Raw genomic sequence first — 24,647 nt, forward strand, 5'->3', positions numbered from 1 at the left:
AGACAGATTTCCTGAAGATTCAAGAATAGAGAGAGCAGAAGAACAATGAGTGGATTTATTTACGAAAAAGACGCCGACGGCATCGTCACCATCACCATGGACATGGAAGGTTCAGTCAATGCCATGACTGAAGAGTACCGTGGCACCATGGAAGACACGGTAACCCGTCTGGAAGCTGAAGAAAGCATGACCGGTGTCGTTTTCGCTTCTGCCAAAGACGTATTCTTTGCAGGCGGTAACCTGAACGAGCTGGTTGAAGCCCAGCCCGGTGATGAAGAAGATTACATGGAAGGCCTGGAAGCGGTTAAAGGTCACTTCCGTCGTCTGGAGAAACTGCCAGTTCCTGTAGTGGCCGCTATTAATGGTGCAGCTCTGGGTGGCGGTTTCGAACTTTGCCTGGGTTGTAACTACCGTATCGCCTGGAATAACCGCAGCGTTAAGCTGGGTCTGCCAGAAGTAAACCTGGGCCTGCTGCCAGGTGCCGGTGGTATCGTTCGTACCGTTAATATGCTGGGTCTGCAAAATGCCCTGCCTTACATCATGGAAGGCAAGCAGATCACTCCGGACAAAGCTCTGGAAGCCGGTCTGATCAATGAGCTGGTCGACACCAAGGAAGAACTGGTTTCCCGCGCAAAAGCCTGGATTCTGGAAAACAAGGACAACGAAGAAGCGAAAAGCCAGCCCTGGGACCGCAAAGGTCACAAGATCCCTGGTGGCGATACCAACAACCCACAGGTTGCCCAGCTGCTTGTTATGTCTCCAGCCATGCTGCTGCAAAAGACCAAAGGTTTGATGCCTGCTCCGGAAACCATTCTGGACTGTGCTGCTGAAGCTGCACGCCTGAGCTTTGACGGCGCTCTGAAAGTAGAAAGCCGTGGTCTGACCAAACTGGTGATGACGCCGGTTGCCAAGAACATGATCACCACCTTTTTCTTCCAGATGAACCAGGTGAATGGCGGTGCCAGCCGTCCAAAAGGCATTGAGAAGACCGACGTTAAGAAAGTCGGTGTACTGGGTGCTGGTGTCATGGGTCAGGGTATTGCTCTGGTATCTGCCATGGCAGGTATCGAAGTGGTTCTGAAAGACCTGACAGTAGAGTCCGCAGAAAAGGGTAAAGCCTACTCCGACAAGACGCTTTCCAAGCGTGTTGCCCGCGGTCGTATGACTGAAGAGAAAAAAGCAGGCATCCTAAGCCTGATCAAGCCAACCGCGAATAACGAAGACCTTCAAGGTTGTGACCTGATTATCGAAGCCGTTTTCGAAGACATCAATCTGAAGAAGAAGATTGTTCAGGAAACCGAACCTTTCCTGGCGGAAAATGGCACTTACGGTTCCAACACCTCTTCCCTGCCTATTGGACGTCTGGCAGAAGCCAGTCTGAATCCAGAAAACTTTATCGGAATTCACTTTTTCTCCCCAGTAGACAAAATGCCTCTGGTCGAGATTATCTGCGGTGACAAGACCAGCCAGGAAACTCTGGCCAAGGCTTTTGACTACTCACAGAAAATCAAGAAGACACCTATTGTCGTTAATGACTCTTTTGGTTTCTTCACATCTCGTACCTTCGGTAGCTACCTGGATGAAGGCGTTCAGCTGCTGAAAGAAGGTTTCCACCCAGTAGCTCTGGACAACCTGGCCAACTCCATCGGTATGCCTCTGGGCCCACTGGCTATTTATGACGAAGTGAGCCTTAGCACGTCCCTGAAAGCCAGTGCATCTGCTGAAGAACTGGGCCTGCTGGACGTTCACGGTGACAGCACCATTACCCGTGGAGTGATGAGCACCATGGTAGAAGAGCACGGTCGTGGTGGTCGCCATCAGGGCGGTGGTTTCTATCAGTACGGTGAAGACGGCAGCAAGGAAATCTGGCCCGGACTCTATGACCTTTACTACAACAAGGATCTGGAAATTCCCAGCGAAGACGTCAAAGATCGTCTGCTGTTCCGCCAGGTCATTGAAGCTCTGAAAGGTTTGCAGGAAGGCGTTGTCCACTCTGTAGCTGACGCCAATATCGGAACCATCATGGGTATCGGTGCTCCTGCGTGGACCGGTGGTCTGATCCAGTTCGTCAATACTTACGGTACTCAGAAGTTCGTAGATCGTGCGACTGAGCTGGCCGAGAAGTACGGCGACCGCTTTGCTCCTCCTGCTATTGCGGTTGAGAAAGCTGAGAAAGGCGAGCTGTTCGTATAACCTTGTTCGCTCATAGCTCCTGCTCGCTTCGGGCAGGAGCTTTAAGCAACCCAATAACAATAAAAATCTGGAGATGTAGGCAATGGGTCCCCTGACAGGTTATAAAATCATCGAACTCGCCGGCATTGGCCCCGGCCCTTTCTGCGGCATGCTGCTGGCTGATATGGGTGCGGAAGTCATTGTTGTTGAACGAGCCAGTTCTGATCATGTCGCACCAGACGTCACCCGCCGTGGCAAAAAGTCTATTGCCCTGAACCTCAAAAGTAAGGAAGGTTTGGAAACCTTGCTGAATCTGGTAGAGGGTGCCGATGCCATTTTTGAAGGCTTTCGTCCCGGCGTTGCCGAGCGACTGGGCGTAGGCCCGGAAGAGTGTCAGAAGCGAAACCCCAAAATTGTTTATGGTCGCATGACTGGCTGGGGACAAATCGGTCCACTGGCTCAGGCGGCTGGCCATGATATCAATTACATTTCCCTGACGGGCGCTTTATATGCGACAGGTCGCAAACATGAAAAGCCGGTTCCACCACTGAACCTGGTGGGCGATTACGGTGGCGGTGCGATGTTCCTCGCAGTGGGTATTCTGGCAGGTTTGCTGGAAGCTCAAAAAACCGGTCAAGGTCAGGTGATTGACGCTGCCATGACCGACGGCTCAGCACTGCTGATGGCTATGTTTAATTCATTCCATGCCATGGGTATCTGGAGCAACCAGCGTGGCAGCAACCTGCTGGATAGTGGCGCTCACTTCTATGACACCTACGAAACCCAGGACGGCAAATACGTTTCTCTGGGTTCTATTGAGCCTCAGTTCTATAGCCTGTTGATTGAAAAAGCCAACCTGGATCCCAGCGTGTTTGGTGATCAGCACAATGCTTCTCGCTGGCCTGAATACAAGGAAAAACTGGAAGTCATTTTCAAGACCAAGACTCAGGCCGAGTGGTGTGAACTGATGGAAGGCACTGACGTCTGCTTTGCTCCGGTTCTCGACTTCCTGGAAGCCCCCCAACATCCACACAATGTCGCACGTAACACCTACATCGACATTGATGGCATGACCCAACCTGCTCCGGCACCACGTTTCAGCCGTACACCTTCCGAGGTGAGCCATGGTTCGAAAGCGGCAGGAGTGGATACCGAAAGTGTACTGGGTGAATGGGGCTTCTCGGCAGAAAAAATCCAGTCACTGAAGAATGCTGGAGCACTCAGCTAAGCGTTCAGAAATCACTTGTTCCCATGCTCCGGTGTGGGAACCGGTTTAAGAAAAGAAATTAGCGGAAGATTTTGTTTTTCATCGCAACGATGAAAAATGTTTCACGATAAAAACAACAAAAGGAGTGATAAATATGCCGCAAAATGAGCCAGAGGTGCTTAGCCAGGCATTTACGCTCGGCTACACCTACACCCGCTCTACCGGCCCCGTTGTAGGTCAATTCCTGACCGGGCTGCGCGACCGTAAACTCATCGGCAACAAAGCCAGTGACGGTAAGGTTTATGTTCCACCTATGGAATACGATCCAAAAACCGCTGAGGCTATCACTGATTTTGTCGATGTAGCTGAAACCGGTGTGGTCAAAACCTGGTCATGGGTCAATGAGCCTAATGAAAAGCATCTTCTGAGAAAACCTTTTGCTTTTGCCATGATTCAGCTGGACGGCACCGATGTACCCATGCTGCATATGGTGGATGCGGGCAGTCAGGATGCCATGAGCACAGGCATGAAAGTTCAGGTTCGCTGGGCGGATGAAACCCAGGGACTGATTACTGATATTGCCTGCTTCGAACCCGTTACTGAAGACTCGAAAGTGGCTGAAAAGCCTGCAGCTTCCGATCTTGAGCCCATTACCGGTGTGGAATCTCCAGTCTATCTGGAATACAACTTCACAGCAGGTAAAGCGACGGCTACCTTCCTTTCCAACATTAAGAAAGGCAAACTCACTGGCGGTAAGTGTTCAGAGTGTTCCGCTGTTTATGTCCCCCCTCGTGGTTCATGCCCAGCCTGTGGCGTAGCAAATGATGAGAATGTTGAGCTGAGCAACAAGGCCACCGTTCAGTCTTTCACCATTATTTCGATCCCTATTCCCGGCAACCCGATCAAACCGCCTTTTGTCGTGGCCAACCTGATGGTTGATGGTGCTCACCAGTCCTTTCTGCACATTGTCAGCGGTTGCGAGAACAGTGATGTTCGTATCGGCATGCGGGTAGAAGCCGTATGGAAGCCTGAAGAAGAGTGGACTCACGCGATGGAAAGCATTGCTTACTTCCAGCCCATTGACGAGCCCGATATTCCTCGTGAAGAGATTGGTCGACTAACGCCAAAGGGGGAGAAGAACGATGCGTGATATTGCCGTTGTAGCCTATGCACAGAACCCTATTGTTCGGGATGCGGGTGCCAATAACGAAGTTGAGTTGATCATGCCTGTGGTCAACGAAGTATTAAAAGAAGCTGGGCTGAAAGACATTCATGATGTCGACTTCACCTGCTCAGGCAGCTGTGATTATCTGCAGGGTGCCGCTTTTGCCTTCGTTGCCGGTGTTGATGCTTTGGGTGCAGTGCCACCTATCAAAGAATCCCACGTTGAGATGGACGCAGCCTGGGCGCTGTACGAAAGTATCCTGAAAATCAACATGGGTGCAGCAGAGTCTGCCCTGATTTACGGATTTGCCAAATCCAGCCCCGGTAAGCTGGCTCAGGTACTGTCTCAACAGCTGGACCCTTACTACTACTCGCCACTGTGGCCTGACGTTGTCAGTCTGAATGCCATGCAGGCTCGTTCCGCTATGGAAGCCGGTGTTCTGACGGAAGAAGACATGGCTGAAGTCGTCAGTCGTTCACGTGCAAACGCGAAATCTAACGACAAAGCTCAACTGTCTGGAGATTATTCGGTAGAACAGCTGCTGGAAGAGCCAGAATATATTGCGCCCCTGCGAAAGCATGACTGCCCTCCTGTCTCTGACGGTGCTTCAGCAATGATTATCTGCACCGTTGAGAAAGCCAAAGAGTGGGGACTGCCCTACGCCGTCATCAAAGCGATGGATCATCGTATCGAGACCCATAACTTTGGTGCCCGTGATCTGACTGTTTCCGAGTCCACCGCTATTGCCGCTGAGGCCGTAGGTGTGAATTCTGCAAAGGTGGATGTAGCTGAAATTCATGCGCCCTTCAGTCATCAGGAAATCATCCTGAAAAAAGCACTGGGTCTGGGTGATGACACAGTGGTCAACCCTTCCGGTGGCCCTCTGGCCGGCAACGTGATGATGGCTGCAGGCCTTGACCGAATTGGTGAAGTTGCCCGTCGCATTATCAATGGGGAAGCAAAACGCGGTGTCGCTCATGCCACCAGCGGACCTTGCTTGCAGCACAACATGGTCACGGTACTGGAGGCAGAATAATGGCTGAATTAGCAGCAGTGGTCGGTGTTGGACAAACCAAATACCAGACCAAAAGATCCGACGTTTCTATTGCAGGCCTGGTTCGTGAAGCCGCCGTTAATGCATTGAAAGACGCTGAGCTGACCTGGGACGACATTGACGCCGTTATTGTCGGTAAAGCGCCTGATATGTTTGAAGGCATCATTATGCCGGAAGCCTATCTGACCGACGCTCTGGGCTGTAATGGCAAACCCATGTTGCGTGTTCACACTGCAGGCTCTGTTGGAGGTTCAACCGCTATCGTAGCAGCGTCTTATGTTCAGAGCGGCATGTTCAAGCGTATTCTGACCGTTGCTTTCGAGAAGCAGTCAGAGTCCAACGCCATGTGGGCTCTGTCTAACCCACAGCCATTCTCGCCACACCTGAATGCCGGTGCCGGTGGTTACTTCGCACCGATTATCCGTGAATATATGCGTCGCAGTAATGCGCCATACAATGCGGGTATTCGTGTTGCTACCAAAGACCGTCTGCATGGTGCATTGAACCCTCTTGCTCATTTGAAGCTGGGAGAGATCACTGAAGAACAGGTAGAACACTCCGGAATGCTTTGGGATCCTATTCGTATGCTGGAATCCTGCCCTTCTTCCGACGGTGCCTGTGCCATGATCATCGCCAACGAAGAGCTGGCTGAACAGTCTCCGAAGAAGCCTGCCTGGATTCGTGGTACTGCTATGCGCTCCGAACCTACCATGTTCGCGGAACGTGAAGAGGTTAACCCTCTGGCGGGTCGTCAGTGTGCTGCCGACGTATATCAACAGGCTGGCATCACCAATCCCCGTAAGGAGATTGACTGTGCAGAAATCTATGTACCTTTCTCCTGGTATGAGCCCATGTGGCTGGAAAACCTGGGCTTTGCCGAAGAAGGTGAAGGTTGGAAGCTGACCATGGACAATGTTACTTCATTGATCGATGGCGGTGATACGCCCTGGAACCCATCCGGCGGTGTACTGTCTTCCAACCCCATCGGTGCATCCGGCATGATCCGTTTTGCTGAGGCTGCCCAGCAGGTGCGTGGCGAATGTGGTGACCACCAGGTGCCCGGTGCTAAAACCGCCATGGGCCATGCCTACGGTGGTGGTGCTCAATTCTACGCTATGTGGATTGTGAGTTCCGATAAGTCCTGATTTTTTGGGGCGGAGTTCTTCCGCCCCTTTCCTTCTCTATAAAGAAAACCATCTATCCTTGCATTTTTGCTTTCACGGAATGCACTGATGCCTCCCGTCCCCATGACAACCGATGACTATGAGTCACTGTTTCAGTGTCACAGCGAGAATGTTCAGCCATTACTTCTGACAGAAAGTCATTATGGCGATGTTATGGCGATCAGAATCAATGATTTTATCCCCGCTTTTGACATTCTGGATCGGCATCTGAATCAAACGCCTCCTTACCCTATTCTGAAAACCCAGGCCAACGCCCTGGAAACCCCAATGCCCTGTGAATGGGGTTATTTCATTGAACAGCAACTCTATGAAATTATTAAACAGTTCTCACAACGGTATAAAGACAGCTGGACGGCCAGGTACTGGGAGAGAACATTGAATCAGTGGCCCTATGTCACATACAACCGAGCCACTTTGTATAACAGGACAGAGGCTGTGACTAAATCACATACCTTTTTGCCTCATTGTGATGCAATAGGAGGATGGGTTTGCCAGTTATGGCGCTGCACTCTGCCCGCAGAGCTCAGTCATACCGCTTTTTATAAGATACTGGGAAGTTTCAGTTGTCATGACAGCCTTGAAGTCACCTGGCGAAAACTGGAAGCAGAGGGCTATCTATCCCCACCGCCAACCTGGTGGCAAACTTCCGGACTGCCCGGTAAAGAAGACCAGATTCAGCAATATTCAACGTTAGCCAATAACAGAAATACACTGATTATTTATCCCACTTCACTCTACCACTCACCCTGGTATTCAAAATCGCTGACCCAATGCAGAAGCCTGATTCAATGGTTTTTAGAACCACACGCTTTTTTCAGTAACGAGGTCATAAGATCACTGTCGTATATCAAAATTTAATTATGCATTCCTTTTATTAAAAATAAATCATCTATGATATTCGAAAGAATTATGATGTCTGACAGCGGCTTGGCTATAGTCTTAATGCACAACTCAGCAAGAGTGTTCGTTCAATCCGAGGACTTGAAAATGAAAGTTGTATTTAAAGACACTGATTTCAAAACCAGCTCCTTCACACACGGAGTTATCTCTTGTGTTGAAGTGGCCATTAAAGATGGTCATATAGCTGTGCGAAATAACCGCCGCCCGGAAAAAGGCATGGTGTTATTCGATGAACTGGAATGGTCTGCATTTCTCAAAGGTGTAAAAAACAACGAGTTTGAACTTTAGGCTGCCACAGTCCAGTAAATATCAGACTCATCGTTCCCACTATTTGGGACAGCGCTTTATTCATCTGACGGCATTTCGACTCTGGTGATATAAATAGACTTATCCAGCCGCTGTCCCAATTACAAAATATCTCAGTCCAAGCACTTTATTGTCCTATCCATGATGTTTCTCCAATGATTATAAATGTTTCATTAGTTTTAAATTGATCAAATAAGATGACAAATGATCCGGAAATCAGAAATAAAGAATTGATTGACCAGTTAGCAAGCGTCACTGCTGATTTTTGCAAACCAGGGATATTGAAAGAAAAAGCCGCAAGCCCACTTTTATACTCCGACATTAAAACGATTCTTCATGCTGTTGCAGACAAGGCTTCAGTCATCAGCCCTACCCTTCGTTTGATGAAGAATCATGGTGTACAACTGGATCTGGCTCAAATACTGATACAAAACCCACCTTCTCACACTGAAAGACTTGAAGACTGGTATTACAAGATTTTTAAAGACGACAATATATGTATTATTATCGGTCAACTGGCTGGTTATTTTTCTGATATTGTTTCTCGTATAAAAGGGATTCATCCGACTCTTTCAAACACCGTTCAGGATCCATTTCTCACACTCCAGCCCAGCCTGTTAATGGGTGATTACGACTTCACACCTTTCGGCATCCATGAAGACGGTTATGGAGTCAGCGTCATTCATTTTCATTTGGGGCCCTGTAGCAAATACATGACGTTCTGGAGCCGAGACCTGCTCTCTGAATTGACGGGAAGTTCTGAACGATTTTATGCCTCCAACCCAAGGCATCAGAGATCTTACAGCAGCCTTATTCCATTAGGAGAAACCTGGTGTATTGAGCCAGGGGATGTCTTTTATATTCCTGAAGATATGCCCCATATTGGCCATGCAACCGGCTTTTCAGCCAGTTTTATGATCATTCTTGAACGGCTGACCAAAAGCGACTGGTATGGAAAAGCCCTGGCCCAACTACTGGAACACCTGGAAAATCAACAGCCACTACCAAACTGGTTAACAGATGCCAGTAAACAGTTTCAACAAAGTGTTCAGAATAATTCCGGAATAGTGCCTTCTCACCATCCAGCAAAACCTCCGAAAACCAGGGAGTAATTTCCATGAAAGTAGCCTTTTTCGGGTACAACTTTTTCAGTTCCTGTCTGGATGTTTTTGCTCAACATGGACATGAAGTGATTCAGCTATTCACTGGCCCGGAAATTCAATACACCGATAACATTCATCAATGGGCTTATGAACATCATGTACCTCTCTATATGGGGCGCCCTTCTGATGAAATCATGGATGAACTGCTTGGCAAAGGCGTCGACCTGTTCTTTTCAGCAGCCTATTCCTGGAAAATCACTCATACCGATCAGGTACCCTACGCTATTAACCTTCACTCAACCCTGTTGCCTGAAGGGCGCGGACCCTGCCCTTTACCTCATATTCTTCAACGCGCGCCACAAATAGCCGGGCTGACCCTTCACCAATTGGCAGAGAGGATTGACGAAGGCGACGTTATCCTTCAAAAAGCACTCCCTCCTGAGCCTGAAGAGTCATTAGATATGTTTGCAACCAGACTCTACCTTGAAGCCCCAAAATTACTGAATACTCTTCTGAACAACTTTGACAGCCTCTATCATTCCCGAGCACCGCAAACCAAAGGTAGCTATATCAGGGACATCAACGACCAGGATCGTACTTTAAACTGGGCAAGCAGCTGCCATACCCTTGAGAAACAGATAAGAGCCTTTAATATTCTCGGCGTTTTTCTAGAGGCTCAGGGTGAAAAGTGGCTGGCATTCTATGGCGAAACTCTGGTCTATTCACACGACTATCAGGCGGGGCAGATCATCCAGAACAATCAGCAGAAACTGGTTATTGCGGTCAGTGATGGTCTTGTTCTGTTTCCGAAGCAGGCTCTTTCACTCTTAACCAATGCCAGATGAACAAGGAGATCAGACAATAGGACATGGTATACAGGGACAAAGCTTTCGTTGTCCCGTCAGCTGACAACACAACCAGAGCGGAAACAATGCTGCTGACAATGATAGCCACAACATCCAGAACAGAACTGGCCGTTGCTGCATCCCTGGGGTGCTCCTGCAAAATCCCCGCCTGGGAATTGGGTCCCACAAACCCGGAAATGTAAAACAGAGCGGCTAAAAAAACCATGCAGCTTGTAAATGTATGGCTCTCGGCCCAGTCAATGACCATGTTAAGCACTGACATTAAAACGAGGATAAAAAAAGCCTTTTGCATTATTTTTTCATAGCGAAACTTTTTCAATAAATAGATATTCGTCACTGCAGATGCCCCCAAAATCAAAAAGGCTAATGTTAGGGCAATAGCGAGGGTAGAATAATCTGTATGAAAGTAGTCAATAAATAAAAAAGAGGCATTATTAAGATAGATAAAAACAGCCATTGATCCACATGAATTAGCGATGACATAGCGAAGTGACGGCTTATCACAAAGTATACGAATGAAGTCGTAGAAAAAGAATTTTCCAGAATCCTCTCTAATAATCTTTTTCTCTTGGCGAAACTCCAGATGATTGATGACAAATAAAGCCAGTGAGCAAAGCGCAAAAAATGCAAACAGAGCCCTCCAGCCTAGCGCAGAAGTTATCTTGATCCCCAGTTCTGGGCAGATAACTCTTGATACCAACAAAACCAGTGCAATAACCGAAAACTGTCTCGCTGATTCATTATCAGAATATCGATCGCGTATCAGTGCCGGGACGATCACCAGAATGGCTGATGCCCCCACTCCCTGTATGATTCTTCCTCCATAAAAGAGCCACTCTGAGCTCGCAAGAAAGCATGACATACAACCTGCCAGGAAAGTCAGCAAACCTGCTTTCAGAACCGGTAACCGACCCAAACGATCCCCGTACCGGGCAAAAAGTGGCATAAAAAGTCCCTGAATAAATATCAGGACAATAGTAGTGAGTTGAAAGTAGTTAACAGACGATCCAAAATCTTTGGCAACGATTCCCGTTACTGAAATGTACGCATCTTCCACCATCACCGTCAAAAGCAATGTAAAGGAAGCAATGAACGAGAAACGCCAGATGGCCAGCTTATCGACAGAAGATTGAAGTGAAAACACAATGGTTTACTCGGATATCTCAGGGGATATTGCCGTTACCCTCCGATAATGGATCATCCGATGAGAGTCCGGCCCGAGTCTGCTCAAATTGTTCATAGGAAAGTTGCAACAACCGGCCTCTAATTTAAGCTGACGGAGTGTAGCTTAGACCAGCTTCAAATAAGTTACCCACCTCGCAAAATAAAAGACGGCAGAGTTATATTCTTACTCCTTGAAACAGGCACCATCTTACTCATCAATATCGATTAAGGAGTCCATCAATCATGGGCAGTTCCGGAACCACATCAGGGACTTCACGCGAAGAACTCTCAGGTTCAACAACAGCCGCATTGATTTCAACATGACGGTACTTAAGGGTAGTAACAGAAGGATAATAAGGCGATAAGTCTCTATGAGGTTGGCCACTCCATAGCCAATCAAACCAGCCTGCATTATCTGCCCCATCTTTTTGGGGTCGTTTGAGCACTAACCTTTTTATAGATGCGCCGGATTTTTTTATTTTTTTTCCTTTTCGATACAGATAGACCTGAGCCATCTGCTGAGATTTGGGACGATGGAGATAGTTATATTTATAGATTATCTGTTCTGCCAACCCATTATTTTCAGGATCAAAATCGGGCTGGTTATCCTGATAGACTTTCGGAGCCGACTTCAAAAGGGTAGCTATCTCTTCCTTTGGATAAATATCTTCAGCAATATGGGTTAGAACGTGGGCTGATTCCCCTTCTGCCAGCATGTCATCCAGCACCAGCTTTACTCTATTGATCATTATCCATTCCCAGTCATCTTCCTGCCCTTGTTTTGGATAAGACCATGCATAACTATGATCTCCAGTCAGCTGAACAATCGAATGCCAATGGCCGTCTTTCAAGATTCTATATTGCGCCATATAGGCCATATTGGCGCTACTGACCCTTGAAAACCAACCCATCTTTCGCCATAGAGTGAGTCCCACATCATCAAATCGATTAATGAATGGCTCAAGAGGCAAGGGACTGATCGCCAGAAAATTACTGCCAAATAAGAGATGCTCCGTTTGAGCATTCAGATAGTCAGTTCCAGATTCAGAGAGGTCGCAGGCTTCCTCAGCAGCTTCACTCGACATGCTTAAGCCAAGAACACTGAGACATAAGCTCCGGATCTGACTCATGTACTCTACATTGGAAACGCCAGAGAACACAAAAAGATCCGGATTTGCTTGCCTGATCTCTTGCAATTGAGAAAAATTTTCAGTCAGCACATCAAACTGCTCGTTGATGGCTTTTATACTGTCAGAATCATCATCAGAAAGATGCCAGTAGAAGAGTTTCAGGTCTGTTGAGCCAGAATCCCCTTTATAAAACCCGGAGCTGCCTGTTTTTTCTTGTTTAGCAGAGTGGCTCAGCCTTTGATGACGTTTTTCACCCTCATATTGAATATCAAGCGGCTGTGCCAAGCTGATATTCTCATGACTTAGCCCACCCTCATCCAAATAGTACCGACGAAACAGAAACACATCATCTTCAGCTCTTGTCGTTCGTCTGATCATCATTTCCATGACCGTATCAATCAGATCATTCTCTTTGCTGAACCGGGTTAAATCGTCATCTGTTCTGATGTAACTACCAGCTCCTGCTGGCAGAGATAAAATACCTGCCAGAACGAAAGAGAGCGCTCGCATAGCAATCCTGTGTTTGAAATGGGAAGAATATCTCAGCCAATAAATAAATCTGGCTTTAATTGTTAGAAATCTTTTTTCGGACTCATACTAGTTGAATGCACTGTCCTGCCTATGGTCGAAACTGTCAGTCACCTTTACTCCATAGAGAGAGAGCCAACAAACAGACAGCCATAGCTACCAAAGAAAGGGTTTTAGGAGTCCCATCGGACAAAAGAATCACCAGTGTAGAAGCCAGACTGCTGATAATGATTGCTACCACATCCATCACAGAGCTGGCTGTTGCCGCTGCCTGTGGATGCTCCTGAACCACTCCGGTCAGTGCATTGGGAGCAATAAAAGCAGAGAAAAAGAACAGTACTGACAGCAGCAACATGTTACTGACCAGAGTATGGGACTCGGTCCAGTCCAGAATCATATTGACCACTGAAAGCGCCACCATGAGATAGAACGTCAAGGTCATGATCTTTTGATACCCCAGTCGCTTCAATAAACAAATATTGATCAGCGAGGCAGCCCCCTGAACAACAAAGGATAAAGAGAGAATCAATGCCAAAGTAGTATCCATCAGCTGGTAGTACTGAATAAACAGGAACGAGGCATTGTTGTAATAGATCAGAACAACCGTTGAGCTGGCGGTATAGGTGAAGATATAACCCAGTGAGGAACGACTGCCTAACACCTTTTTTACATTCTCCAGAAAAGAGCTTTTTTGGCTTTGGACACTGAATCTACCTTCTGAATAAAAAGCCCTATGATTAATGACCAGAATGATCAGTCCGAGTACTGAAATTAAACCAAACAAGGCTCGCCAACCTAAACCGTCGGTAATCTGAACCCCCATTTCAGGGGAGACTATTCGTGTCACGAGCAAAATCAAAGCAATGGCCGAGAACTGACTGGCAGCCTCATTTTCACTGAATCGATCCCTGATCATGGCCGGAATGATCACCAGGATGGCTGATGCGCCGACGCCCTGCAGAATACGACCGAAATAGAACAGCAGGACAGAGCCTGAAAGCATGCACAGCAGTGAACCGGCAATAAAGATCAGCATGCCACTTTCTAACACCGGCGTTCGCCCAACCCTGTCTCCAATACTGGCAAACAGTGGCATTGTGATGCCCTGAACGCAGATGAGCAGGATAGTGGTCAGCTGGAAGTCATTGAGAGCTGCGCCAAAATCTTTTGCCACCTCTGCCGTGACCGGCACATAGGCATCTTCAACCAGTACGGTGAGCATTAAAGACACCGCTGCCAGTATGGCTATGCGCCAGTAAGAATAGAAAGAAACTGCTGCTTCAGCTGGCATCAGTAACTCCTGTTTTTCGAGTGTAAACAGAAAGCAAAACCAAGCCCCTATACCCCATGTGGACGACGTGAATCATAGACCTGTCTGGTATTAGTTACCCCATTAAGAAGTTTGTCTTATTTTGTTGAGACAATGGCACACTATCCGCTCACCAAAACAGGTTGAAAAAGCGGAGTAATCGGATCCGGGAATGATCCGATCGGTGAAATAACAATAAACAACAGGTAAACAGGTAATGGCTGAAAAACACTTCAATATCTGCGATATGTTCGAGCTGGTAGCCGATGCAGTTGGCGAGCGTGAAGCCCTGGTCTGTGGCGACAGCCGCATCACCTATACCCAGCTGGAACAGCGGGCAAACCAGATGGCTCATTACCTAAGCGCTCAGGGCGTGAAGGCTGGCCAGCACGTAGCACTTTATATGTATAACTGCAGCGAATACCTTGAAGGCATGCTGGCCTGTTTCAAGATTCGTGCAGTTCCCATTAATGTTAACTACCGCTATGTCAACGAAGAACTGTCGTACATTTTCGACAACGCTGATGTCGTTGCCTGTATCCACCACCGCGAGTTCATTCCTGCCATCAACGAGATCAAGTCCCAGTTCCCTGAACTGAAAACCTTTGTCTCAGTAGATGATGCCACTGGCAACGACCTGTCATTGATTGGCGCCACTGAATACGAAGAGGCAATGACCGGCCAATCCATCGAGCGTGACTTTGAAGAGCGCTCCGGTCAGGACCTGTTCATCCTCTATACCGGTGGCACCACAGGCATGCCAAAAGGTGTAATGTGGCCACACGAACACGTTTTCCATGCCGCTATGGGCGGCGGCGGCTTTTACAGTCTGGACAAGGGCCCTTGTGAAAAGCCAGAAGACATCATTGATCGTATGCCTGGCTTTGAAATGGCATCTCTTCCCCTGGCACCGCTCATGCATGGCGCCTCCTGGTGGTTTGCCTGCATTACCCTGCTGGCAGGTAATAAACTGGTTATGAACCCAGAGCGTAACCTTAGTGGTGAAACTGTATGGGGACTGGTTGAGCAGGAAGCGGTTAACTCGGTTCAGATTGTCGGTGATGCCATGGCTATTCCACTGCTGGAAGCCCTGGACAATAACCCTGAGCGCTGGAAGCTGGACTCTGTCTTCAACGTCGGTTCCGGCGGTGCTGTTTTCTCTTATGCCAAGCAGGATGCCTTCAAGAAACACTTCCCCAATGTCTTTATCACCAACTCCTTTGGCTCTTCTGAGTCGGGCAGCATGGGCATGGACACAGGCAGTAAGAAAGAAGAAGCCAGTCTGGGCAACGTCAATCGTTCCGAGTTTATGGATGTTATCGTGGAAGGCGAAACGCCAGAACAGGCTCGACACGCCAAGCCAGGTGAAACCGGCATCTTCTCACGTTCCGGTCACATTCCTGCCGGTTACTACAACGACCCGGTTAAAACCGCCAAAACCTTTATTGATGTAGAAGGCAAAGGCAAGGTATGGCTACTGACAGGCGACGCTGCTCGTTTGGAAGAAGACGGCTCAATCACCATCTTTGGTCGTGACTCCAACTGCATCAACTCCGGTGGCGAGAAGATCTTCCCAGAAGAAGTTGAGCAGGCCCTGAAAAACAATCCATCCATTATCGACTGCCTGGTGGTTGAAACACCTGATGAGCGCTTCCATGCCAAGGTAACAGCCGTTGTTACCCTGAAAGAAGGTCATGAAGTCAGCCTGAAGAGCGTTCAGGAAGAAGCTCGTAAACACATTGCCGGCTACAAGATTCCTCGTGAGTTACACGTGGTTGCCGAAATGCCAAGGACACCCAGTGGCAAACCTTCCTACAAGGAAACCCGTGACATTGCCCTGAGCAAATCAAATCAGGTCGGCTAACACCCGCCCCGACATCTGGAGCCTTTTCTGACCTGATTGGAAAAGGCTACCACCCCACTCCCCTCAATAAAGGTGGAGCTATGGAAAGCAGAGAGAATAATAAAAATGTCTGAACTTCCTATTAGTACCCAGAACTGCATCATCGAACAGAAAGGCCATGTTCTGGTCGTTACCCTCAACCGTCCCGAAAAGAAAAATGCGTTCAGTCCTGCCATGCTGGTAGGCCTTTATAAAGCCTGGCGCCTGCTGGACGAAGACGACAGTCTTCGTTGTGCTGTACTGACGGCCAATGGCGACACATTTTGTGCCGGTATGGACCTGTCTGCCGGACCGGAAGGCGGCGATGACGCCGAAGAAATCCAGGAACTGATGAAATCCGTTCCCAACCTGCACTGGCAAGCCCTGCTGCGGGAAGATATGCCCAATAAACCCATTATTCTGGCAGCAGAAGGTTACGCCCTGGCAGGTGGCACCGAAATCCTGCAGGGAACCGACATTCGTGTCGCCGCTGAAGATGCCATTTTTGGTGTCACCGAAGTGGCCCGTGGTCTCTATCCAATGTCTGCTTCCACTATTCGTTTGCGTCGCCAGATTCCTTATGCGCTGGCCGCTGAGGTACTGCTGACCGGTGAGCATGTTTCCGCCCAGAAATGCCATGAGTGGGGACTGATCAACCACGTGGTGGGTAAAGGTGAAGCACTTTACAAAGCCATGGAAATTGCAGAAAAGATTTGTGCAAACGGCCCACTGGCGGTGAAAGCGGTGATGCAGTCACTGCGTCAGCATGATGAATCCATGCCCATGGAGAAAGCGCTGGCAGATTCCGATCAACTGGGGTGGCCTGTCATGTCCAGCAAGGATGCCCGCGAAGGTATGAAAGCCTTTAAAGAGAAGCGTCCAGCAATCTTTACCGGTGAATAATTCCTTAGCCACTCCCCATCGGGAGTGGTTTCTTTATTGAAGGGAGGCTTTCCATGAGCGATACCGTACTGAAGGAATACCAGGATGGTGTTCTGATCCTGACCCTGAACCGCCCCAAAAAGAAAAATGCTTTCAGCCGAGAGCAGTGGGTCGATTTTACCCTGGCGTTGAAAGAAGCACAGTCAGACGACAGTGTAGCGGCTGTCCTGCTGACCGGAGCCGGGAACGATTTCTCTTCCGGCACCGACCTCAACGACTTCACCACTCCCATGGAACCAGGAGAGATTCACCCTTTTGATGCCTGTGCTCTGGCCATGGTCGAATTTGATAAACCTTTGATTGCCGCTGCAAAAGGGATTGCAATTGGAGGAGGTGCAACCCTCCTGCTGCATTGTGACGTGGTATATGTCGGCGAAAGTTTGAGACTGAGATTCCCATTCACCAGCCTGGGCCTGGTGCCTGAACTGGCCAGCAGCTACCTGTTGACCACCATCGTCGGACAACGTAAAGCCACTGAAATCATGCTGCGCTCAGAATGGATCAATGCCGAACGAGCCGCTGAACTGGATCTGGTCACAGAAGTCTGCAGCGATGAAACTCTGTTCGAATCCGCTCTGGCCAGCGCCAAAGATATTGCCAAATGGCCTGTCAGCTCTTTGGTCGCGACCAAGCGTCTGGTAAAAGCCGCACGACTGGAGCCATTAAAACAGGCTCTGGCGGATGAAAAAGTAGAAATGGAAAGGTTGGGTGGTTCCCCCGAAAACATTGAGGCGGTCATGGCTATTTTTGAGAAGCGTAATCCTGACTTCACCCAGTTTCGCAAGCGGGAAGAAGCCGAGCCTGCTTAGGAATAGTTCTGAAAAAACTTCCCGATTAACACTCGGTTTCCGTTCACCCTGAGCTTGTCGAAGGGCAGTGGTATTGGGCTTCGACAGGCTCAGCCCGAACGGGTATTGAGAGGAGTTGAACAGGAAGTTAACTCCAGAATATGCCTTAAAGTTGAACATTTAACTTCCTACGAAAATAAGAACAACAGGAAACCATTATGAGCGACGATATTAACAGTTACCCTCTGATGCCCCATCTGATTATCGATGGCCTCAACCAGCACGATGATCGCCCTTGCCTTCACTTGGGTGAAAGCATTGCCACCTATAAAACGGTACGTGAGAAAAGCAGCCAGTTTCATCAGGTACTGGCCAGCAAAGGCATAGGCATTGGCAGTCGTGTAGCGATTCTTTCCGGTAACCGCCCTGAAGTTCTTTATAACCTTTGTGCCATGTCCATTGCCGGCTCATGCGGTACAGCTCTGCACCCTCTGGGTTCAAAAGACGATCATGCCTATGTCATGAACGACGCCGAGATTGAAACCCTGGTTTACGACGCCAGTCTGTTTGAAGAGCGGGCCAAAGAGCTGAAAGAGATTGTTCCTTCACTGAAAAACCTGCTGGCTTTCGGTGAATCTGAAGCCGGTGAGAACTACATTTCTCTGTCCGAACAGTTTGAACCTCAGCCTCTGAAAGCTCCGGACATTTCACCGGAAGACCTGAATGCCATCGTCTATACCGGAGGTACTACAGGTAAGCCAAAAGGTGTTCTGCAGCCTTATCGCGTTCCTGCACACATGACTCAGGCCATCATGGCTGAATGGGATCTGCCCAAAGATCTGCGTATGCTCATTGCTACACCGCTTTCCCATGCTGGCGCAGCTTTCCTGGTACCCACTTTACAGCGCGGTGGAACCATCTTCGCACCCGCTTATTTCACGCCGGATCTGGTGTTTGACACCATCGAAAAGTACAAGATCAATGCGACCTTCATGGTTCCGGTCATGCTGTATATGCTGTTGGATCACCCACGTTCTGAAACCGCTGATCTTTCCAGCCTGGACATCATCTATTACGGTGCCAGCCCGATGAGTCCGGCTCGTCTGGAGGAAGGCATTAATAAGTGGGGACAGAAGTTCTTCCAGGTTTATGGCCAGTCCGAAGCCCCCATGGTGCTGTCACACCTCAAGCGTGAAGATCATGACCTGAGCAAGCCGGAGCGTCTGGGCAGTGCTGGTAAACCTTCACCCTGGGTACACCTGGAACTGCTGGACAAGGATAACAACCCTGTTGCCCCTGGAGAGCCCGGAGAAATCTGCATCCGCTCACCTCTGGTCATGACCGGTTACTACAAGCAGCCTGAACAAACAGAAGAAGCCCTGGCTGGCGGCTGGCTGCATACGGGCGACGTTGGTCGTTTTGATGAAGACGGCTTCCTGTACATTGTTGACCGTACCAAAGATATGATTGTCACCGGTGGCTTCAACGTGTTCCCTAAAGAGGTTGAAAACGTTCTGTCTGCACAACCTTCTGTAGCACAGGTTGCCGTTATCGGGGTTCCCGACGATCACTGGGGTGAGTCTGTAAAAGCCGTTGTGGTTCTGCGACCTGGCGTTGAAAAGAGTGACGAGCTGACCGAAGGTCTGATCAATGCGGTTAAGGACGCCAAAGGTTCAGTACAGGCACCGAAGACCATTGACTATGTTGAAGCTCTGCAGCTGACACCTGTTGGCAAGCCGGACAAGAAAGCAATCCGTGCTCAGTATTGGGATGGTCAGGAAAGAGCGGTTAAATAACCCATTCCACACGTCTCATCACAAAGGCTATTTCAATCCTGAAGTAGCCTTTTTTATTTTATAAGCCTGTCAGTAAACGCACTTTTCTCTTTACGTAAAACGCTATATCCTGCCCAGTGTCATCAACATAATAATTAAACGAATATGACAGGCACTGGCAGGATCTCTCCAACCAATAGAGTCTCCCGTTCAGATGGCAAAGCGAGCCGTCAGGCCATTCTGGAAGCTACTCTAATCATCATTCTCCGAGACGGTATCAGAGCCGTCAAATACAAGACTGTGTCCGAAGTGGCCGGTGTTTCACCCAGTGCTACCGCCTATTATTTCAAGGATATGCAGGATCTTATTACGGAAGCCTTTCGCTATCATCTTGCATTTTACAAGGAGGCGATGGCCTATAGTCGAGGTACCGGTCATCGAATTCTCTGCCAATACACTCCAGATGAATTTTCAAAGCGTGAAATCCGTGAAGAAATAGCAAGAAAGCATACAGATGCTCTGATGCTGCTGATTGCTCCTGGTGATCCGGACTCCGCAACGTTTATGCTGCTGGATCGAATCTTTCGTAATGAGACACTGCAAAACCCAAAATTAATGGGCGCTCTTCAGGAACAGGATCAGAAAGACATTGATGCCCTGATCGAATTTTATAGACAATTGAATACCGAAGACCCTGAAACAGATGCTCTGCATCTGATGTCGATCCTCTGGTATTACGGTGAGCGATTCCTGCATACAGGTTATTTGGAGCAGGAAGTCACTAAAGCAACTGACGTCGTTTACAAGATGAGCAAGAAAAATCTGGGGATTGGGTAACCAGGCAGAGCTCCTGTGAGCAGCCCTGCCTGTAGATTAAGCCGTTATAAAGCCGAGCTCGCACAGCGGAAGCCCACTACATACCCCTGGCCCAGGGGTGAATAATTGGTTCGAATATTAGAGGCCATACTCTCTGACCTTCTCACCAGCCAGCTACTGCTTTTCAGCGTCTTGTGCTCACCGGTTGAAGGTCCTTTAGGATTACGATCCGCCAATTCATGTTCAATACTGAACCAGTCTGCTGTCCATTCAAAGAGGTTACCTTCCATCCCCATAACCCCGTAGGGTGATGCTCCTTCAGGCTTGGATCCAACAGGCATGGTAGTGCCTGCACCACAGCCCGGCCCCATGGAATTATCTCCCACTTTCTGGCTCATCACTGTCAGATCGCAGGAAGCCTTTTCACTCCCCCAAGGATAGGTTCTGCCGTCCGTACCCCGGGCAGCCTTTTCCCACTCAGCTTCCGTTACCAGACGCTTACCCTCATATTCACAAAGAGCCTTAGCCTGATTCCAGTCAACACAATTCACTGGATGATCCGCATTCCAGCTCATTCCGGCATTGCAGCCACTGCCCGCAAAAGGCTCGGTACAAGAACCATTCTGGACACAATCATTAAATCTGCGAAAAGTCACTTTGTACTTATCAATGCGATAGGCATCCAGATAAATCGGCTTAGCCGGCTTTGACAGATAACAAGCCTCGCTCTGCTGATCTTCTTCGGTACAGCCCATTATGAAGTCACCCGCAGGAATCAGAACAGTGGCTGAATCCTCTGCCAGATTCTTTGGCACAGACGCCTGGGTCGTTGCAACCAGCAAACCGGAAATGGTCAGAGCAGATAGTCTTTTCAATAATTTCATCATGTTCCCTCTCCTTTCCTTATTTGGCACAACGGAAGCCAACGGCTATGCTGGGGTCACTGGGCTCGTATGGGAAGCGGCTTGTCGAACGGACTTCATAGTCATTCCGGCTGAAGAAATCTCCTCCCCTGGTTGTCTTGTATAATCCCAAAGCAGGTCCCTTGGGATTATATCCGGGGCTGTAGTTGTAATAAGTTTCACTGTGCCAATCGGCAGTCCACTCCCAGAGGTTGCCAGCCATATCCATGGCTCCGTAGGGAGAAGCACCTTTGGGTTTAGAACCTACATTCATCGTATTGCCGGTTTTACAACCCAACTCTCCAGCATTGGGAGCATCAATAACCGCTCGCTCACAGCTGGGTTTCCGCCAACCCCATGGATACGTTCTTTGATCTGTCCCACGGGCCGCTTTTTCCCATTCAGCTTCTGTAGGCAGACGTTTTCCCTCAAACTCACAGAATTTTTTAGCCTGATACCAGGTCACTCCATTCACAGGAAAGCTATCAACCCCCTCCCAGCCATAGTTCATGGCGCCTCCAACAGAGGGAGGCGTGCACTTGGCCTTTTTATCATCCATGCATTTCTGATAACGGCGAAAAGTCACCTCGTACTTGTCGATTTTAAAAGCATCAAGATACACATCATGCTTTTTTTCATCCGGTGCGTAATAGCAGACAGGATCCAGATTCGGATTACACCCCATGGTGAAGTACCCCGCTGGAACCCTGACCATTTCTGCGTCATTAATATTGGCTGATGCGCCTGACATCATGAGCCCAGCCAATACTCCGGCACTGGCCCGACAGAACGAAAATGACATCCTATTTTTAGCCATAGAACCCCTCGTATCCTTTGTTTTTATTATTCTGACCAGAGCAATCACTGGCCTTAAAGACCGAATTATTCAGACTTCACAAACTTTTGAAATTACTTTTTCAATTAACCATACGACTATTGACTTATATAGACATAAGACAGGTACGCTTCAGCCAGTTCCATTAACTGAACAACAAGCACTGAATGACATCTCGGACTATGGAGAGGAGTCTATCGAAACTAAATTGAAAAAAAATTCAAGTTAGTCGGGACAATAGGGAAGGTATTCACAGTTTTATGGTGTGGACACAGGCAAATCAAGGGCAGAAGTCACCAGCGCCCACAGATTGAGTGAAGAGATTCAAGCAAATGTCTCCCGAGTCTGCCTTTCAGTTGATACGCTCTAACTGAAAGCCATCAAAATCTCTTTGTCGACTCGGATCAAGGCTCCACCTGCAGTTTTCTGAAAACTGACTGCTCAGGTAATCGGCCTGCTCAGGCAAAATCCTGTTACTGTTAACCAGAGCCAGGTATTCAGCAGCATTGGGTCGATAGGGCAAAGCTACCAGAGTCATATCCAGCTCTTCCAGCAAGCGATCACTCTTGAATTGATTGCATCTTTTGCAGGCCGCCACCACATTCATCCAGTCATCCTGGCCTCCCCTTGACGTGGGCAGGATATGATCGCGGGTCAAAAACTTGCGTGAGAGAAACTTGCCGCAGTACATGCACTGGTGATTATCACGCTCAAAAAGAGAAGAGTTGGTTAAGGCGGGGTTAGTACGTGCAGGAAAGATTCGTTTGCCTCCACAGGCAACAATACTGGGTAACTCAATGACCGTCTGGGTGCCCAGCCAGCGGTTATAGCCGCCTCTTACCTTGTAGATCACATCTCCCAGACTCCAGCGGATCAGGTCTCTTGAGTAGAGACAGACTGTTTCCTGCCAGGTCAGCCATTCCACCGGCTGTCCGGCGGCATTCAGTCGCAGAATATACACAATTCAGCTCCCGTTTTTTCATCCCTGATACAGCCAACTTCACAACATAAAACCCATAAAGATTATATCGGTGAATCATGACCATCTTTTATTAACTTATCGAAATGAACGGGTCTTGGGAAGGCTGCACCCTCCACGCCTCATGATTAATATTTGAACTTTTGTTCAAAAAAACAACACCTTTAAGACAGTCGATTTCAAATCAAAAACACTGACCCCCTCTTTCCTTTTTTCGATATGTAAAAAAATCATAACCTCATCTAATCCGTTGATTTATATCAATGGCTTACAGATCAATTATAAATAACATTCATTCCCGCACACAGACTGACTTTAACAATCAGTCGCAGGTTGCCGTATCAACCCTCTCCTGATGCCGAATAAAAGTGTTTAGAAAACACCCCCTCCAGGCTTCGACACGGCAGTCATTTTTGCTAAACACACACATTAAGACCTTTGTAGTAATGAAAAAATCTCTGATTGCGAGTGCGATTCTGCTGGCTTCTGCCGCTACTGGTGCTAACGCTGCCTGGACTTCCCCTGATGGTGCCCTGACCATTGGTGGAGACATTGAAATCAATACTGATGCTGTTGATGTAAGCAATGGCTCCCAGCGTCCTGAAACAAAAACGATTGATGAAGGCGTCGGTATTGGTGACGATTCACGCTTCAAGCTGGACGTTGAATGGAACACCAAACTGGAAAACGGCGAATACATCAAGGCCAAGGCTCAGCCTCTGATCCGCACCGACGGCACTATGGCTATTGATGACAGCTTTGTAGCCCTGGGTGTTCAGGACAGCTGGGAATTCCAGATTGGTCGTTTTGAAGCTATGGAACTGTTCTCTGTAGGTAAAGACACCGCATTCTTTGTTGCGGCAGGCGGCGATGTTATCGGTCAGGGCGTTTACTACTACAAAGGTCACGAAGCTCGCGGCCGTCGCGATGGCATGGGCCAGGCTCGTGTAGCCACTCAAGCTGGTAACTGGACAATGGAACTCTCCAGCGCTTACGGTGACGCAGCAGATATGCTGGCTGGCTCTGAAGACTATCTGAAAGAGCACGGCTTCAATACTGATACAACCTTCAAGTCTGACGACAGCAGTTTTGTAGTTCGTCCAGCAGTGAACTACACCTCTGACAGCGGTTTCTTCAGCCTGAGTTTTGGTGCTGAATACGACGCCAGCAACGGTGACGTGAAAATCACGTCTACCAATGAGAGCACAGGTGCAGTCATGACTTCTCAAGACCTGTCCAAGCGTATGGGTGCCTCTGTAAAGTCTGAGTTCAAATTCAGCGAAGATCTGGCTGTTCGTCTGAGTGCTGCTCACCAGACTATCAAGGATGTATGGACTGTTTCCCACGTGAACGCCAACTTTGAATACAAGCGTTTTGGCATGGGCCTGTCCGTAGTAGGTAACGAACTGGATCAGACCGGCACCGAAGACATCTCTTCCTACACCGCTTATGCGGCATACACCATGCCAATCATGAGCTTTGACAATGCTACCGTTACTTTCGCTGCTTCCTATTCCGAGACAGATAATGCCTTTGGTATCAAGGACAACAACGAAGAAGTGGCAGCTGTTCGTGCTCGCATCAACTACTACTTCTAATTCATAGTGTTGTAGTGGTATTAGACCGGAAGCAGAAATGCC

Annotated in this window: 21 protein-coding genes; 15 read left to right on the top strand and 6 right to left on the bottom strand. The window is 48.5% G+C overall.

Going from position 1 to position 24,647, the window contains the following annotated elements; translation table 11 throughout:
• The first annotated feature begins 45 nt into the window (after positions 1–45).
• The 9 genes from WG89_RS04965 (at position 46) to WG89_RS05005 (ending at position 9,936) form a co-directional block, all read left to right on the top strand.
• Positions 46–2,193 (top strand): 3-hydroxyacyl-CoA dehydrogenase NAD-binding domain-containing protein, encoded by a 2,148-nt coding sequence (locus WG89_RS04965; RefSeq protein WP_062262185.1) that lies wholly within the window; start codon positions 46–48, stop codon positions 2,191–2,193.
• Between the two features lie 82 nt (positions 2,194–2,275).
• A complete protein-coding gene (locus tag WG89_RS04970) occupies positions 2,276–3,400 on the top strand; it encodes a CaiB/BaiF CoA transferase family protein (protein WP_062262188.1) in 1,125 nt (374 codons plus the stop codon).
• Between the two features lie 133 nt (positions 3,401–3,533).
• Positions 3,534–4,529, top strand: coding sequence for a Zn-ribbon domain-containing OB-fold protein (locus WG89_RS04975; protein WP_079253662.1), 996 nt, complete (start codon positions 3,534–3,536; stop codon positions 4,527–4,529).
• Positions 4,522–5,580, top strand: coding sequence for a thiolase domain-containing protein (locus tag WG89_RS04980; protein ID WP_062262191.1), 1,059 nt, complete (start codon positions 4,522–4,524; stop codon positions 5,578–5,580). Before WG89_RS04975 ends, WG89_RS04980 begins: the two co-directional genes overlap by 8 nt.
• Positions 5,580–6,743: a thiolase domain-containing protein gene (locus WG89_RS04985; RefSeq protein ID WP_062262194.1), complete on the top strand. Its 1,164-nt coding sequence runs from the start codon at positions 5,580–5,582 to the stop codon at positions 6,741–6,743. Before WG89_RS04980 ends, WG89_RS04985 begins: the two co-directional genes overlap by 1 nt.
• A gap of 87 nt (positions 6,744–6,830) precedes the next feature.
• Positions 6,831–7,640 (top strand): hypothetical protein, encoded by an 810-nt coding sequence (locus WG89_RS04990; RefSeq protein WP_062262197.1) that lies wholly within the window; start codon positions 6,831–6,833, stop codon positions 7,638–7,640.
• A 129-nt stretch (positions 7,641–7,769) separates the two neighbouring features.
• Complete coding sequence (locus tag WG89_RS04995; RefSeq protein WP_062262262.1) at positions 7,770–7,970, top strand: DUF397 domain-containing protein; 201 nt, start codon at positions 7,770–7,772, stop codon at positions 7,968–7,970.
• Positions 7,971–8,185: 215 nt separating this feature from the next.
• On the top strand, positions 8,186–9,100 hold the full coding sequence (locus tag WG89_RS05000; protein WP_062262200.1) for a cupin domain-containing protein: 915 nt from the start codon (positions 8,186–8,188) through the stop codon (positions 9,098–9,100).
• A 5-nt stretch (positions 9,101–9,105) separates the two neighbouring features.
• Positions 9,106–9,936 (top strand): methionyl-tRNA formyltransferase, encoded by an 831-nt coding sequence (locus tag WG89_RS05005; protein ID WP_062262203.1) that lies wholly within the window; start codon positions 9,106–9,108, stop codon positions 9,934–9,936.
• Here the strand turns inward: WG89_RS05005 and WG89_RS05010 are convergent.
• From WG89_RS05010 to WG89_RS05020, 3 genes are all read right to left on the bottom strand, one after another.
• Positions 9,875–11,101: an MFS transporter gene (locus WG89_RS05010; protein WP_062262205.1), complete on the bottom strand. Its 1,227-nt coding sequence runs from the start codon at positions 11,099–11,101 to the stop codon at positions 9,875–9,877. The genes WG89_RS05005 and WG89_RS05010 overlap by 62 nt on opposite strands.
• Positions 11,102–11,336: 235 nt before the next feature.
• A complete protein-coding gene (locus tag WG89_RS05015; RefSeq protein WP_062262208.1) occupies positions 11,337–12,761 on the bottom strand; it encodes a hypothetical protein in 1,425 nt (474 codons plus the stop codon).
• A 124-nt stretch (positions 12,762–12,885) separates the two neighbouring features.
• The gene (locus tag WG89_RS05020) at positions 12,886–14,070 is read right to left on the bottom strand and encodes an MFS transporter (RefSeq protein ID WP_062262211.1); all 1,185 of its coding nucleotides are present in this window, start codon (positions 14,068–14,070) and stop codon (positions 12,886–12,888) included.
• A gap of 235 nt (positions 14,071–14,305) precedes the next feature.
• On the opposite strand from WG89_RS05020, the gene WG89_RS05025 reads away from it, so the two are divergent.
• The 5 genes from WG89_RS05025 to WG89_RS05045 all read left to right on the top strand — a co-directional run bounded on the left by WG89_RS05025 (position 14,306) and on the right by WG89_RS05045 (position 20,312).
• Positions 14,306–15,952 (top strand): acyl-CoA synthetase, encoded by a 1,647-nt coding sequence (locus WG89_RS05025; protein ID WP_062262214.1) that lies wholly within the window; start codon positions 14,306–14,308, stop codon positions 15,950–15,952.
• 105 nt (positions 15,953–16,057) lie between these two features.
• Positions 16,058–16,873, top strand: coding sequence for a crotonase/enoyl-CoA hydratase family protein (locus WG89_RS05030; protein WP_062262217.1), 816 nt, complete (start codon positions 16,058–16,060; stop codon positions 16,871–16,873).
• A gap of 53 nt (positions 16,874–16,926) precedes the next feature.
• Positions 16,927–17,721, top strand: a complete 795-nt coding sequence (locus tag WG89_RS05035) for an enoyl-CoA hydratase/isomerase family protein (protein ID WP_062262219.1) — start codon at positions 16,927–16,929, stop codon at positions 17,719–17,721.
• 197 nt (positions 17,722–17,918) lie between these two features.
• Positions 17,919–19,496: an AMP-binding protein gene (locus WG89_RS05040; protein WP_062262220.1), complete on the top strand. Its 1,578-nt coding sequence runs from the start codon at positions 17,919–17,921 to the stop codon at positions 19,494–19,496.
• 144 nt (positions 19,497–19,640) lie between these two features.
• Complete coding sequence (locus WG89_RS05045) at positions 19,641–20,312, top strand: TetR/AcrR family transcriptional regulator (protein ID WP_062262222.1); 672 nt, start codon at positions 19,641–19,643, stop codon at positions 20,310–20,312.
• Positions 20,313–20,356: 44 nt separating this feature from the next.
• Here the strand turns inward: WG89_RS05045 and WG89_RS05050 are convergent, their stop codons facing one another.
• The 3 genes from WG89_RS05050 to WG89_RS05065 all read right to left on the bottom strand — a co-directional run bounded on the left by WG89_RS05050 (position 20,357) and on the right by WG89_RS05065 (position 22,989).
• On the bottom strand, positions 20,357–21,178 hold the full coding sequence (locus WG89_RS05050) for a formylglycine-generating enzyme family protein (protein ID WP_062262225.1): 822 nt from the start codon (positions 21,176–21,178) through the stop codon (positions 20,357–20,359).
• A gap of 16 nt (positions 21,179–21,194) precedes the next feature.
• Positions 21,195–22,010 carry a formylglycine-generating enzyme family protein gene (locus WG89_RS05055; RefSeq protein WP_079253663.1) on the bottom strand — a complete coding sequence of 272 codons (816 nt, stop codon included), beginning with the start codon at positions 22,008–22,010 and terminating at the stop codon, positions 21,195–21,197.
• A gap of 370 nt (positions 22,011–22,380) precedes the next feature.
• Positions 22,381–22,989, bottom strand: coding sequence for an HNH endonuclease (locus tag WG89_RS05065; RefSeq protein ID WP_245662879.1), 609 nt, complete (start codon positions 22,987–22,989; stop codon positions 22,381–22,383).
• A gap of 464 nt (positions 22,990–23,453) precedes the next feature.
• On the opposite strand from WG89_RS05065, the gene WG89_RS05070 reads away from it, so the two are divergent.
• Positions 23,454–24,605, top strand: coding sequence for a carbohydrate porin (locus WG89_RS05070; RefSeq protein WP_062262235.1), 1,152 nt, complete (start codon positions 23,454–23,456; stop codon positions 24,603–24,605).
• Positions 24,606–24,647 lie beyond the last annotated feature (42 nt).

The sequence above is a fragment of the Endozoicomonas arenosclerae genome (assembly GCF_001562015.1).
In the GTDB taxonomy this organism is placed as follows: domain Bacteria; phylum Pseudomonadota; class Gammaproteobacteria; order Pseudomonadales; family Endozoicomonadaceae; genus Endozoicomonas_A; species Endozoicomonas_A arenosclerae.

What these genes read in the sequence shown, in the direction of transcription:
- WG89_RS04970 (WP_062262188.1), top strand. Translation starts at nt 2,276, where the DNA reads ATGGGTCCCCTGACAGGTTATAAAATCATCGAACTCGCCGGCATTGGC.
- WG89_RS05025 (WP_062262214.1), top strand. Translation starts at nt 14,306, where the DNA reads ATGGCTGAAAAACACTTCAATATCTGCGATATGTTCGAGCTGGTAGCC.
- WG89_RS05045 (WP_062262222.1), top strand. Translation starts at nt 19,641, where the DNA reads ATGACAGGCACTGGCAGGATCTCTCCAACCAATAGAGTCTCCCGTTCA.
- WG89_RS05020 (WP_062262211.1), bottom strand. Translation starts at nt 14,070, where the DNA reads ATGCCAGCTGAAGCAGCAGTTTCTTTCTATTCTTACTGGCGCATAGCC.
- WG89_RS04985 (WP_062262194.1), top strand. Translation starts at nt 5,580, where the DNA reads ATGGCTGAATTAGCAGCAGTGGTCGGTGTTGGACAAACCAAATACCAG.
- WG89_RS05035 (WP_062262219.1), top strand. Translation starts at nt 16,927, where the DNA reads ATGAGCGATACCGTACTGAAGGAATACCAGGATGGTGTTCTGATCCTG.
- WG89_RS05070 (WP_062262235.1), top strand. Translation starts at nt 23,454, where the DNA reads ATGAAAAAATCTCTGATTGCGAGTGCGATTCTGCTGGCTTCTGCCGCT.
- WG89_RS04990 (WP_062262197.1), top strand. Translation starts at nt 6,831, where the DNA reads ATGCCTCCCGTCCCCATGACAACCGATGACTATGAGTCACTGTTTCAG.
- WG89_RS05000 (WP_062262200.1), top strand. Translation starts at nt 8,186, where the DNA reads ATGACAAATGATCCGGAAATCAGAAATAAAGAATTGATTGACCAGTTA.
- WG89_RS05030 (WP_062262217.1), top strand. Translation starts at nt 16,058, where the DNA reads ATGTCTGAACTTCCTATTAGTACCCAGAACTGCATCATCGAACAGAAA.
- WG89_RS05050 (WP_062262225.1), bottom strand. Translation starts at nt 21,178, where the DNA reads ATGATGAAATTATTGAAAAGACTATCTGCTCTGACCATTTCCGGTTTG.
- WG89_RS04965 (WP_062262185.1), top strand. Translation starts at nt 46, where the DNA reads ATGAGTGGATTTATTTACGAAAAAGACGCCGACGGCATCGTCACCATC.
- WG89_RS05005 (WP_062262203.1), top strand. Translation starts at nt 9,106, where the DNA reads ATGAAAGTAGCCTTTTTCGGGTACAACTTTTTCAGTTCCTGTCTGGAT.
- WG89_RS04980 (WP_062262191.1), top strand. Translation starts at nt 4,522, where the DNA reads ATGCGTGATATTGCCGTTGTAGCCTATGCACAGAACCCTATTGTTCGG.
- WG89_RS05015 (WP_062262208.1), bottom strand. Translation starts at nt 12,761, where the DNA reads ATGCGAGCGCTCTCTTTCGTTCTGGCAGGTATTTTATCTCTGCCAGCA.
- WG89_RS04975 (WP_079253662.1), top strand. Translation starts at nt 3,534, where the DNA reads ATGCCGCAAAATGAGCCAGAGGTGCTTAGCCAGGCATTTACGCTCGGC.
- WG89_RS05040 (WP_062262220.1), top strand. Translation starts at nt 17,919, where the DNA reads ATGAGCGACGATATTAACAGTTACCCTCTGATGCCCCATCTGATTATC.
- WG89_RS04995 (WP_062262262.1), top strand. Translation starts at nt 7,770, where the DNA reads ATGAAAGTTGTATTTAAAGACACTGATTTCAAAACCAGCTCCTTCACA.
- WG89_RS05055 (WP_079253663.1), bottom strand. Translation starts at nt 22,010, where the DNA reads ATGGCTAAAAATAGGATGTCATTTTCGTTCTGTCGGGCCAGTGCCGGA.